This window comes from Deinococcus arcticus (genome assembly GCF_003028415.1).
Classification (GTDB): domain Bacteria; phylum Deinococcota; class Deinococci; order Deinococcales; family Deinococcaceae; genus Deinococcus; species Deinococcus arcticus.
In genome coordinates, this window is sequence record NZ_PYSV01000018.1 from 38522 (window position 1) to 50783 (window position 12262).

General features: G+C 67.1%; 10 protein-coding genes and 1 tRNA gene. 4 read left to right on the top strand and 7 right to left on the bottom strand.

Annotated elements, in window-relative coordinates; all coding sequences use genetic code 11:
- Positions 1-3: 3 nt before the first annotated feature.
- The 4 genes from C8263_RS15625 to C8263_RS15640 all read right to left on the bottom strand — a co-directional run bounded on the left by C8263_RS15625 (position 4) and on the right by C8263_RS15640 (position 3333).
- A complete protein-coding gene (locus C8263_RS15625) occupies positions 4-1056 on the bottom strand; it encodes a PP2C family protein-serine/threonine phosphatase (RefSeq protein ID WP_107139066.1) in 1053 nt (350 codons plus the stop codon).
- 161 nt (positions 1057-1217) lie between these two features.
- Positions 1218-1625, bottom strand: a complete 408-nt coding sequence (gene mgsA / locus C8263_RS15630; protein ID WP_107139067.1) for a methylglyoxal synthase — start codon at positions 1623-1625, stop codon at positions 1218-1220.
- Between the two features lie 105 nt (positions 1626-1730).
- Positions 1731-2618, bottom strand: coding sequence for a DUF1206 domain-containing protein (locus C8263_RS15635; RefSeq protein ID WP_107139068.1), 888 nt, complete (start codon positions 2616-2618; stop codon positions 1731-1733).
- Positions 2619-2844: 226 nt separating this feature from the next.
- The gene (locus C8263_RS15640) at positions 2845-3333 is read right to left on the bottom strand and encodes a YbjN domain-containing protein (protein WP_107139069.1); all 489 of its coding nucleotides are present in this window, start codon (positions 3331-3333) and stop codon (positions 2845-2847) included.
- Positions 3334-3431: 98 nt separating this feature from the next.
- On the opposite strand from C8263_RS15640, the gene C8263_RS15645 reads away from it, so the two are divergent.
- Positions 3432-4475: a bifunctional nicotinamide-nucleotide adenylyltransferase/Nudix hydroxylase gene (locus C8263_RS15645; protein WP_233218853.1), complete on the top strand. Its 1044-nt coding sequence runs from the start codon at positions 3432-3434 to the stop codon at positions 4473-4475.
- Between the two features lie 189 nt (positions 4476-4664).
- Here the strand turns inward: C8263_RS15645 and C8263_RS19030 are convergent, their stop codons facing one another.
- Entirely contained in the window at positions 4665-7148 is a 2484-nt protein-coding gene (locus tag C8263_RS19030) for a hypothetical protein (protein WP_146160722.1), read from the bottom strand.
- 205 nt (positions 7149-7353) lie between these two features.
- Between C8263_RS19030 and C8263_RS15655 the strand changes: the two genes are divergently transcribed.
- The 3 genes from C8263_RS15655 to C8263_RS15665 all read left to right on the top strand — a co-directional run bounded on the left by C8263_RS15655 (position 7354) and on the right by C8263_RS15665 (position 10959).
- Positions 7354-9993, top strand: coding sequence for a DEAD/DEAH box helicase (locus C8263_RS15655; protein ID WP_107139072.1), 2640 nt, complete (start codon positions 7354-7356; stop codon positions 9991-9993).
- 64 nt (positions 9994-10057) lie between these two features.
- A tRNA-Gln gene (locus C8263_RS15660) sits at positions 10058-10131 on the top strand.
- Between the two features lie 237 nt (positions 10132-10368).
- On the top strand, positions 10369-10959 hold the full coding sequence (locus C8263_RS15665; protein WP_107139073.1) for a DUF4384 domain-containing protein: 591 nt from the start codon (positions 10369-10371) through the stop codon (positions 10957-10959).
- Between the two features lie 28 nt (positions 10960-10987).
- Here the strand turns inward: C8263_RS15665 and C8263_RS15670 are convergent, their stop codons facing one another.
- Both C8263_RS15670 and C8263_RS15675 read right to left on the bottom strand, forming a co-directional pair.
- Positions 10988-11374, bottom strand: a complete 387-nt coding sequence (locus tag C8263_RS15670; RefSeq protein WP_107139074.1) for a hotdog fold thioesterase — start codon at positions 11372-11374, stop codon at positions 10988-10990.
- A 28-nt stretch (positions 11375-11402) separates the two neighbouring features.
- On the bottom strand, positions 11403-12239 hold the full coding sequence (locus tag C8263_RS15675) for a MerR family transcriptional regulator (protein WP_107139075.1): 837 nt from the start codon (positions 12237-12239) through the stop codon (positions 11403-11405).
- Positions 12240-12262 lie beyond the last annotated feature (23 nt).

The window sequence follows — 12262 nt, forward strand, 5'->3', positions numbered from 1 at the left end:
GGGTCAGGGCCGGGACTCGCGGACCGGCAACTCGGCCATACGGGCGGGCAGCACCGCGCTGGGGGGCCCCAGTGGCGGCGGCGCGCGCCCCACGGTGCGGTGCCCCACCATCAGCCCCAGCAGCAGCACGGTGCCCGATAGTCCGATGGGCACGCGGTTTTCTGGCACCAGCATGATGCCCAGCAGCGTGAAGTACGCGACCATCAGCAGCAGGTAGGTCACGAGGCTGTTGCCCCGCTGGGCGCTGAGCAGCGCGTCCACATACACCGGGCCGTCCTCGCGCCGTGGCGGCAGGACGTAGCCGGGCAGGCGCCCGCCCCGGTGAATGTCCACGATCAGGGCGGTGATGTTGTCCGGGCCGCCCTCGTCGTTGGCGGCGTTCACCAGCAGCCGGGCGGTGGCCTCGGGCGACAGGGGCCGCGAGAGCAGACCCAGCAGGGCCTGATCGGTGACCACGCCGCTCAGGCCGTCGGTGCACAGCAGCAGGCGGTCCCCGGCCTGAATGGCCAGCCCAAACAGCTCCAGGCGCACCCGCTCCTCGCCGCCCAGGGCGTTGCTGACCACGCTGCGCCACTGGTGGTCGCGCGCTTCGTTCTCGGTCATGTGGCCCAGGCGCACCTGCTCGGCCACCCAGGAGTGGTCTTCGGTGAGGCGGTGCAGTTCGCCGCCGCGCAGCAGGTAGGCGCGCGAATCGCCCACATGGGCCAGCAGCGCCGCGCCCCGGTCAATCAGGGCGGCCAGCAGGGTGGTGCCCATGCCCACGTATTCGCCCACGGCGTGGCGCAGCACCGCCATATTGGCCGCCTGTACCGCCGTGGCCAGGCGCACCGGCGCCGCGCCCCGGCTGTCCAGATACGCCTGACTCAGGGCGTCCAGCGCGAGGTTGGCCGCCAGTTCGCCCGCCGCGTGGCCGCCCATGCCGTCGGCCACCGCGTACAGCCCGCCCTGCGGCAGGTCCAGCGCCAGCGCCGCGTCCTGATTCACGCCGCCCTGCCGCTGACGACCCACATCGGTCAGCAGACCCGACGTAAGGGAGGGCGTCGCGGGGGCGCGCATGAGACCAATATAAGCCACGGGCCCCGGCGCCTGACCCGGCGCTGGGCCACGTCCAGAAATCGGGGTTTGCCCGAAGAGGGTACGGCGGCGCCCAGCGGTGCTGGTCGGGGTGGGAAGCACCGCCTGTGCCCCCGGGTTCTCCGGCCCCAGGCCCTTTCGCCTCAGGGCGCCGGCTGCGCCTGCAGCCAGCCCAGCAGCGCCTCGGCACTGGCGGGGTTGGTGGCCAGGGGCACGTCATGCACATCGCACAGGCGCACCAGGGCCGTCACATCCGGTTCGTGAGGCTGCGCGGTCAGCGGATCGCGGAAGAAAAAGACAGCCAGCACCTCGTTCTGGGCCAGCCGCGCGCCAATCTGCTGGTCGCCGCCCAGCGGCCCGGACAGCACCCGCTCCACCTGCAGGCCCGTCTGCTTTTCCAGAATGCCGCCGGTGGTGCCGGTGGCCACCAGAGGAAAGCGGCCCAGCACCTCCCGGTGGGCCAGGGTGAACAGGGCCAGCTCTAGCTTTTTCTTGTCGTGCGCAATCAGGGCCACCTGGCGGCGGCTGGGGGGCGGCGGGTGGGCAGTCATGCGGGAATTGTGGCACGCGGGGCCGCTTTCCTCTGGCCTGCAGGGAAGGCGGCTCTGGACGGATGGTCTGCACGCCCCCTCTGGGCAGCCTGGGTGAGGGGCGGCTTACGCCGCGTCCTCCACCCGAATGCGGCGGTACAGGGCCTGCACCCCGCACCACACGCCGTAGCACAGGGTGCCCAGCGCCACGGCCCCCAGCAGCACGTTGCCGGCCGGCTGGTCGCGCAGCCATGTCAGCGCCTCGGACACCCCCACCGCTTCCCGGGCGCGGTCACGCCACGCGGCCAGCAGGGCAAACGAGCCGATCACCAGCATCAGCAGCCCACGCGCCGTGATGCCCACCTGGCCAATCTTGACCAGCAGCCCGCACAGCCGCTCGCTGATGTCGTGAAAGGCCATGCGCTTCATGAATTTGGCGCCGTAGGCCACGTACAGCTGATTGGCCGCCACCCCCAGCAGCGCCAGGCCGGCCACCAGCAGCAGCAGGCGGCCAGCGGGCAGGTTCAGCACTGTGCCCGCCACCTGATCCTCACTGTTCTGCTGGCGCGAGGCGTACCCCAGCAGCGCCAGGCGCGCGCTGAACACTGCCAGCCCCAGGTTGGCCAGCGCGCTGAGCAGGTACCCGGCGCGCTTGCCCAGACCCTTGGGGCCGGTGCCCTGGCGCTCCGGGTCCAGTGCAGCGCGAATCAGCTGCCACAGGGCGTAGCCCAGCAGACCCAGCGCCAGCAACCACAGCAGCGGGCGCCCCGCCGGAATGTCCTGCAGTCGCAGCAGCGCGCCCTGCATGTCGGTGGTGGCGCCGCCGCGGCCCAGGGCCACGCCCAGCGCCAGCAGGCCCACGGTGCTGTACACCACGCCCTTGCTGGCGTAGCCCACCCGGGCCAGCAGGTCCAGGGTGGGCGCGGCGCGCCCGGTGACGGCGTGCGCGCCGCGTGCCGCGCCCCGTTTCAGGTCTGAGGCCACCTCCTGGCCCACGTTCTTCAGGTCTGCCATTAGACCTGTAGTGTGGGCCGCCCCTGCCTGCCCCTGGGCCAGAAGCCCCAGAAGTCCCCCTTGACCTGACGCGGCGGTTTTCTTCATGTTGCGCGGGCCCGGCGCGGCCAGGTCAGGCCAGCCAATGAAAAGCCCCCGCCGCAAGGGACGGGGGGGGCGCACAGCACGCAGCGGGTCACGCCCGCGTCGTCAGAGCATGTGCTTCATGCCAGGGCGGGGTTTAGCCTCAGGGCAGTTCCATCTCGAAGTCGGCCACGTCGCCCAGGTACTCGGTCATCCAGGCTTTCACCGCAGCCTTGGTGTAGCCCCCGGCAATGGGCATGGTGGAATCCAGGTAGTAGGCGCCTTCGTAGATGTACGCCTGGGTGTAGTAGTTGCTGTTCCAGTCGTTCACCAGTTCGGTGTCCAGGCTGTCCTCGTCGTCGCTGTAGTCCCACGACACGCTGGCGGTGGCGCGGCTACAGGTGTTGGCCTTGCAGTTGCTCAGCCACACTGTCACCTCGTAGTCGCCCGCCATGATCGTCATGCTGGGGTCGCTGTCGGGGTCGGCCGGGTTCAGGGTGACGCGGTAGCCGGCTTCACGCAGCGCGGCTGCCATGGCCGTTGGGGTCGCCGGTTGCACCTGGGACGCGGCGGGCGCCGCCGCGCCGCCCGCCAGGGCCGCGCCGGAAAGAGCAGAAAGCAGAACAGCCGCCGACAGAATTTTTTTCGTCATGCCCTACAGTACGACGCCCAGCCCCGAAATGTGAGCAACTTTAGAATGAAAGCAGTGACTCATCTGCTTCATGAAGCCTGATGCATACCATGAGGATGATGACCACACCTGCCCCGGCCCGGCGCAAGCGCACGTTCGGCGTGTACATTGGCCGCTATGAGCCGCCCCATCAGGCGCACCTGCTGGTGATGCTTGAAGCCCTGGAGAGCGTGCAGAAGCTGATCGTGGTGATTGGCAGCGCGCGGGCGGCGCGCAACGTCAAGAACCCGTTTACCGCCGACGAACGCCAGGCGCTGATTGCCGCCATGTTGCGCGGGGCCGGGATTCCCCGCACGCGCGTGCTGTTTGTGCAGGTGCGCGATTACTTCTACAACGAGGCCCTGTGGCTCTCCGAGGTGCAAAGTGGCGTGCATGCCCACACCCGGGGCAGCAGCGACGTGGCCCTGATCGGGCATATCAAGGACGAGAGCAGCTATTACCTGCGCTCCTTTCCGGCCTGGGAATTCATTCCCACCCACGTGGTGAGCCCACTGAGCGCCACGGATGTGCGCCGGGCCTACTTTGAAGACCGCCTGGACGAGGTGCAGACCATGGTGCCGGGCGCGGTGCACGCCTTTCTGGACCGCTTCCGCACCACCCCTGAGTTTCAGGAGTTGCAGGCCGAATACGTCTACCTGCAGCAGTACCGCGCCGCGTGGCAGGCCGCGCCCTATCCGCCTATCTTCGTGACCAGTGACGCTGTGGTGGTGAAAAGCGGCCATGTGCTGTTGGTGCGCCGGGGCGGGTTGCCGGGCCGGGGGCGGCTGGCCCTGCCCGGCGGCTTTCTGGAGCAGGACGAGACGCTGCTGGCCTGCTGCGTGCGCGAGGTTCACGAGGAAACGGGCCTGGGCGCGGGGCTGGACCTGCCGGCGCATCTGCGTGCCCAGGCGGTGTTCGACTACCCCGACCGCAGCCTGCGCGGGCGCACGGTCACCCACGCCTTTCACTTTGACCTGGGGATTGGGCAGTTGCCGCGCCTGAGTGGGGGAAGTGATGCCCGCGAGGCCCTGTGGCTGCCGCTGAGCGAGGCGCTGGGGCAGCCGGAGCAGTTTTTTGAGGACCACCACGCGATCATGGAGCACTTTGTGATGCGGGGGACGTAGACAGACAGCAGGCCGGCGCGATGAGCGCCGGCCCGGGTCTCTTGCCAGAAGTCATACGGATTCCCTCCATTTCCGTAACATCCGGGAAAGAGCCGGATGTTCCTCCAATTCCCGGAAATCCGTATTTGTTCCCCCTCCCTCTGGTCGGAAAAGTTCCGTAACACGTTACGGAACTTTTCGGAACCCGTATCAGGGCAGGTATTCCAGAAAATAACTGGTCGACGTCATGGTGCCATTGCGGGTCAGCAGAGTCGCGCCGCCTTGGCTGTTCAGCGCCAGCCCTTCAATAAGGCCGTGTACCGGCAGCGTGCGGTTGCTGAGTGTCTCGACGTCAATCAGCGAGGCGCCGGCGTACCCTGTTCCCCAAAGCCAGTTGGGCTGAGCATGGTCAAAGCCGATCACCTGATTGGGACGGTCTCCTGGCAGATTGAAGAGCGTAACGGCACCGTTCAGGCCCAGCCGGCGCAGGCCCAGGCCGGTGCCTATGGACCAGATATTGCCTGAGTTGTCCACGGCAATGTGCGTGTGCTGATTGTTTCCGCCCACATCTACTTTGCGGGTTGCCATAGAGGTTGTGTCAGTCAGCGTGGCCATATCCCCTTCCTGGCCCTGGAAGACCACAAAGCGCCCATTGTTGCTGATCAGGAATGTGCTGCGGTAGACGTAGCCATAGTTCACATCGCTGCCTGCAGGAACAATATCGTCTGCTCCAGGGGCCCAGTAGGCAAGCTGACTGGTGACAGCGCCTGAAGTGCTGGTGCCCTGGATCAACCAGATCCGTCCCTGGGCATCAGTGGTGGCGGTCATGGCAAATATGCTCCGGTTATAGAGAAGCGGATGGTCGAACGTGCTCACTTGGCCATGGACATCTATTTTCCAGCCGTTGCCCGTGCGCTGCGACAGAACGAGAAGATCACCCTGAGACGTGCTGACTCGGGTTACCCCGGAATCTGGAATGGTCACGGGCGCACTGGGCACTCCATTCACATAACGGGTAAAGGTTGCCGTCTCTGCGCCAGTCTGTGGATTGAATGTTGAGGCGGTGCGCACCCAGACGCCGTGAGCGGAAGGCGTCAGGGCTCCAGCTTCCTGGCCCAGCAGGAAGCTGGTGGGCAACACCCTCAGGCGGCCAGAGGCGCCTGTATCACCAGGGGCCAGATCGGGTGAGGTGGCCTTAAAGTTGAAGATCCCCAGTGCAGTCTCCGCTGTCGTGTAGACAGTTGTCTGGATATCAGCAGTGGCACCGGGCGTCAGATCAACGGTCACAGGGTCAGCTGTGACGCCAGGAGGAAGGTCCCGAAGCGTAACGGTGGTGCGGCCACCGAAACCGTGGACACTTCGCACACGAAGTTGAACAGTCCCTGATTTCCCTCGGTCGACCTGAGCGCTGCCTGTAAGAATTTCCAGCGTTGCTGCCGGCTGCGGAACGTAGAGGGAGGCAGCGGCCTCCACCAGAAGTTTTCCGCTGCGCGCCTGCACCTTCAGCGGGTACGATCCAGCCAGAAGCTGGTTGGCGCCTGTCAATTGCACCTGCGTCGCGGCTGTGTCTGTCAGATTGACTTCTGTGGCTGCGGCACTCACCCCATCAGGCAGGCCCAGGAGGCTGAGCGTCACAGGCCCTTTGAACTGATTGTGCGCTTGCAGCTGAAGGGCCAACTTGGCCGACCCGTTGCGCTCGAGGGTCACCTGGGCGTTCGGGAGCCGCATGGAGAAGGAAGGACGCTCATCGCGCAGCTGACCGAGAATAGTGTTCAGAGCAGCCCCTGACGCAGAGGTCATCCGCAGCTCAAAAGATTGTGTGTTGGCCGGGCCGCTGTAGCGGAAAGTCAGTGTGGTGTTCAGGCGCTGGGGTGCGAGGCCCAGGCCAGCCAAAAAGGGATGAACGTGTTGCTGGGCGCTCAGGGCTGAGAGGTTGATGGTCGCTGGTTCGACTGTCAGACCAGGTAAGGACGTACTGAGGCGCAGTTCACCACTGAATCCTCCTACCTGGAAGAAGGTGACAGGCACCTGCACCGGGTCATCGCTGGTCAAGGTGATATTCAACGATGACGGAGATGTCACGACAGAGGGAGTGAACCGCAAACCCCGCAACTCTGTTCTGGCCTCTGCGCTGGGCGTCCGCATAAACAGGGTAGTACTGTTGGAGGCATACTCTACGGCGTTCCAGCCCTGCTTCAACTTCAAGTCATACTCGACTCGCCCGCTCATCCCGCAAGAGGCAACGCCCTGTGCAGATGCAGCTTGCTCACTGTAAATGCGGGCCACCACACTGCCGCTCAGCGTGGCGCCAGAGAGGAAATGCTCGGTCACCGTGCCCATGGGATCACCGTCAGTGCTCACGACGTATAACCGGCTCAGGCGATAGATATTGGTGTTGCCAGAGCTGCTGCCTGTGAAGGTACACCCACTGTTCTGAGGGGGCAGCAGCGTCACAGGCGTAACCTGAGAAGGGCGTTGGGTCAGCGGGAAGCGAAGAGTTCCTGGCGCGGTGATGGTCCCCTCATTTGAGGCGCTGATCTCGTTCAGGCTGGCCAGCAGCACCTTCCCATGCGGAAAAGTGGTGCCCACAACCTCACCGCTGATGATGTCGTCCTTCAGCGTGGTCTTTACTGGTTCTGGAGAGGGCGGTGTGGGCGGCTCTGGGTTTTGTGGTCCAGTACAGGCCAGCAGCACAAAGGGCAGTATGCCTAGAGCTGCTCTTGGATAAAGCGGTTTTGGTCTACTCCTCATTTATTCTCAAGGTTACCGCCTTCATTCGCCGGACGAAGTGCAAAGATGACACGTTTGTAGGGCTTTCTCTGTGTCTACAGGCCCAGAGGGCGGACACCGTGACCCAATCCCCCCTCCCCGCCGCTGCCCCCCCTCTACACTGAACCCCGTGCTGCCCGCCCGCTCTCCCTTTGCCCGCCTGGACGGCTTTCTGCGTGACACCCTGGGCAGCGGCGCCACCCGGCTGCACGAGGAAGAGGCCCAGGCGGCCCGCACCGTGGCGGTGGGCGACCTGGGCTGGAGCGGCGCCGTGGCGCGCGGGTTTGGCTTCCCCGAGGTCTACGCCCACCAGGCCCAGACCTATAAGCTGATGCGGGCGGGCGGCCACGTGATCATCACCACGCCCACCGCCAGCGGCAAAACCGGCGCCTTTTTTCCGGGCGTCTTTGACCGGCTGGAACGCGATCCCCAGGCCACGGCCCTGTTCGTCTACCCCCTGGTGGCCCTGGGCCAGGACCAGCGCGACAAGCTGCTGGCCTTCAAGGCGCGCGGCGGCTTCCCCTGGGAGGTGGCGGCCTTTCAGGGCTCGGCGCAGGGCAGCGAGGTGTTCCGGCCCGGTGTACGCATGGTGACGGCCACGCCCGACAAGCTGCACTGGTCGCTGACCCAGCCGGGCATGCGCGAGTTTCTGAAGGGGCTGTCCTTTCTGGTGCTGGACGAAGCCCACACCTACCGGGGTGGCTTTGGCTCGGAGGTGGCTGGGATGCTGCGCCGCCTGCTGGCGCTGGCGCGCGCGCTGGGGGCGAACCCCCAGGTGGTTCTGAGCACCGCCACCATTGGCAACCCGGCCGAATTTGCCCGCGAACTGACCGGCGTAGAAGCCACAGAGGTCAGTGAATCGGGGGCGGCACGCCACGGCAAGCGCTACGTGCTGGCCGACCACAGGGGCCAGCCGCGCCGCTTCTGGAACGCGGTCATGGACGCCAGCGAGCGCTACGATCTGAAGGTGCTGGCCTTTTTCCGGGGCCGCTCGCGCGCGGCGCGGCTGTATTCCACGTACCGCGCCCAGCCGGGGTACGCCCGCCGCGCCCACCTGTACATGGCCGGCACCAGCGACCGCGAGGGCCGCCTGTCTGAATTCCGCCGCGCCCGCAGCGGGGTGATGTTCGCCACCAACGCCCTGGAAGCCGGTGTGGACATTGGCGACCTGGAAGTGGTGATTATTGACGGCTATCCCGGCAGCCGCATGGCCTTTCGCCAGATGGCCGGCCGCGCGGGGCGCATTGCGCCGGGGGTCGTGCTGTACCTGCCCGCGCTGAACGAACAGGGGGTGCCGCTGCCCGCCGACGCCTTTTACAGCAACGCGGGAAATTTTCTGGAACTGCTGACCGGCCCCATTGAAAAGGCGGTGGTGGAGGCGCAGAACCCCTATCTCTCGCCCCGGCACCAGGCCCGCGCCAACGAGGAATTCCGGCTGGCGGGTCTGGCCCTGCCCCACGAGCCCCGCATAGCCCCCCGCTACTGGAATCTGCGCGGCGAGGGCAGCCTGAAATACGCCGTGGTCGAGGCTGCTGACTGGGAGAAGCTGGGGTCAAAGGCCCTGGACGCCCCGCTGGAAAGTCCCAGCCAGCACTACGCCCTGACGGAAAAGCACGAGGGCGCGGTGTTTACCCTGGACGGCCAGGGCTACAAGGTGCTGCGCTGGGACGAGCACCCGGCGGGCACGGCGATTGTGGTGGAACGCTACGACGCCGCCAACCTGTTCACGCGCGGGCTGTCGGCCACGCTGGTGACCCCTGTGGGGATGGGCGAGTGGGTGCGCCGGGGCCCACTGGCCTACCGCTGCGGCGAGGTGAGCATTCGGCGGCGCTACGCGGGCTACCAGATGTTGCGGCAGGTGTTCGAGCGGGTATGCGTGGGCTGCGACCGTGAACCCGGCCCCACCGAGCGCAGCTGCGCCCGCTGTGGGGGCCGTATTCAGGACCGGATGCAGGACCACAAGCTCAGCGAGCACCTGTACGACCAGCCCACCGAACTGCCGGCCTTCCGCACGAGTGCCCTGGAAATTGGCCTGGACCCGCGCGCCACCGAGCGGCCCACCGCTGTGGCCCACACCCTCAAGCATCTGCTGCACAAGGTGACCCCCGAACGGATTGCCTGCGACGAGAACGACCTCGCCAGCGCCTTTCGTGAGGGCCGCGACACCTACTTTTTCCTGTACGACGACTGGCTGGGCGGCCTGGGGGTGGCGCGGCGGGCTTACGAGCAGATGGACGCCCTGCTGGAACGCGCCCTGGGGCTGGTGTCCAAGGCCTGCTGTCAGAACGCGCACGGCTGTTACGAGTGCATTGCCGCCTCCCGCTGTTTTTCGCCCACCCTGCCGGGCGGCGAGCGCCGACCCACCGACAAGCACGCCACCCGGCTGTTTCTGGAAAGCCTGCCCGGGATGCCGGTGCGCGCGGCCCTGCCCGCCGCCCCCCTGCCCGATGCCGAGCCGCTGCCCGACGAGGTTGCCCTGCCCCCCAGCTGGCCGCTGCAGGCGCGCGAACTGCTGGACCTGCACGGCCTGTCCCTGCCCGAGGTCAGCGCCCGCCTGGGGATTCCCAGCCGGGAACTCCAGCGCGCTGTCAGCACCACCGAGCCGCTGCGGCTGCAGCACGCCAAGTTTGGCACCGGGGTGTTCATGCAGGGCTTTCACCAGGGCGAGCGGCGCGAGGTGCTGGTGTATTTCCCGGGCGTGGGGCAAAAGCGCCTGCTGCTGAAGTTTGCGGGGCTGAGTGTGGTAGGCGGGGCCGCCGCCCCGGCCTGAGCCCGCGCTTGACCGGCCCCGGGGGGCGCCGCTATACTCGGGCCCGCCGAGAAACGGCAACCATAGGGATATGGTGTAATGGCAGCACAACAGATTTTGGATCTGTTTGTCTAGGTTCGAATCCTAGTATCCCTGCCAGACTGTGCGGCTCTCCGACCTACCGGGGAGCCGCTTCTGCTTGGGTTTGGCAGTGGACTTTGGGCCGGCAGCGCTCCCCTCATGAGACAAAACGTGACCGGGCTCATGTTGCGTCAGCTGGCCTTCACCGCCCGTCAGGCAGCGGGGCCTACCTTGGTGACAGAGGCACAGTTGGTTGGCCCACACGGCCCGGCCCCAGGCCGGGCGGCGGCGCCCTGTGCCCTCCGGGAGTCCATCATGAACAAACTTGCCCTGCCCGTCCTCCTGACCGCCTCCCTGCTGGGCGCCCTGTCGGCGCCCGCCGCCGCCGCGCCGCAACTGAGCGCCCAGAGCATCATCGTGAACCCGGTGCCCACCACCCTGCAGGCGCGGGTGTGGGTGGACCGCGACCGCAGCGGCAACGCGGTGCCCAGCTACCGCGTGGGCGACCGCATTACCCTGTACGCCACGGTCAACGAGAACGCCCACGTGTACCTGTTCAACGTGAACCCCGACGGCACCGTGGACCAGATTCTGCCCAACCGCTTTTCGGGCAGCACCTACCTGCGCGCCGGGCAGACCCGCGCCTTTCCCAGCAGCCGCGACCGCTTTACCTTCGACGTGGCGGGCCCCGAGGGCCTGAACCGCGTGCTGGTGGTGGCCAGCCGCCGCCCGCTGAACCTGAATGAACTCAGCTCGTACGCGGCGGGGCAGGACTTTGCCACCGTGAAGCCCACCACCACGCCCGGCTTTGCCCAGGCCCTGAGCATCGTGGTCAACCCCGTGCAGCGGCCCATACCTCAGCAGGACTGGACCAGCGACGCGGCCGCCTACAACGTGGAATACTGAAGACCAAGAGAGCCGGCCGGCCGGAACCTTATGGTGCCCGGTCGGCCGGCTCTGCTGGTTTTTCTTTGCGGCTCACCGTGCCCTGGAACAGGGCCATCAGTTCCCAGTCGGCCTCGCGGCGCACCTCCACGCGGTAGATGCCCAGGGTGCGGCCCACGCGCTCCGGGGTGGCCAGGGCCACGAGCACGTCGCCGGCGCGGGCCTGGCGCACAAAGCTCATGTGGGTATCAATGGCCACCCCCTGCGCGCCCAGGTTGCTGATGATGAACAGGGCCTCGTCGGCCAGGCCAAAGATCACGCCGTTGTGGGCGCTGCCGCGCCGGTTCAGCGCCGCGTCCCCTACCGTCACGGTCACGCGGGTCAGTTCAGGTAAAGCCTCCTGCACGGTCATGCCCAGGTGATCGGCGTAGCTCATGGCCCCAGGGTAGGGGAGAGCTCGGGGGTTAAACGTGTGGACGGTAGGGCCACGCCACCTCGCCGGCCGGGTCGTCGGGGCCGGCCCCGTCCCAGTCGTGGGGGTAGACCTCGCGGGGGCTCAGCTCGCCGCACTGGCCCCGGGCCTGCGCGGCGGCAGCGGCAGCGTCGTAGGCCGCCAGAATGGCCGGAAACTCGAACTGGGCCCGGCTGAGGGTCACATAGGCTTCCGCGTGGGCGGGTTCCACGCGCAGGGCCACCTCACCCGCCGGCTGCAGCGCGCCGCTGTAGGGCACGCAGACCTCAATGGGGCCGTCGCTGTCGGCGTTGACCTCGCCGTGGTAGATGACAAAGGGCGCACCTGCAGCCTCGGCGCCCTGCTCACGCAGGGTCTGAAACAGCGTGGCCATGCCCTGCGAGATGGCGCCGGGCAGTTCAGGCACGTACACATGGCGGGTCAGCGTGGCGACGTTCTGGGCAGGCACGGTGCGGGTCTGGGGGGCAGGGAGGGTCATGGGGGTCTCTCCTTCAAGGTGTCCAATGAGGTGGCGGGTCAGGGTGCGCCGCTGGCGGTGACTGGCCTCCAGCGCGGCGAGGTGCACCCGCAGCGCCCCGGGCCGTTCGGGCGCAGGTGTGTCTAGCAGGGCGCGAATGGTGCTCAGGGGCATATCGGTCTGGCGCAGCAGGGCAATCAGGCGGGCCTCGGCCAGTTGCGCGTGGCCGTACAGGCGGTAGCCGCTCTGAGGGTCCACCTGCGCGGGGGCCAGCAGCCCCAGTTCCGCGTACAGCCGCAGGGCCTTGGGGCTCAGACGGCTGGCCTGCGCAAAAGCGCCGATGGTCATGAGGAGTGGGGCGGGGGTGGTCATGGTCGGGTGTCCTCCGGAGGTAG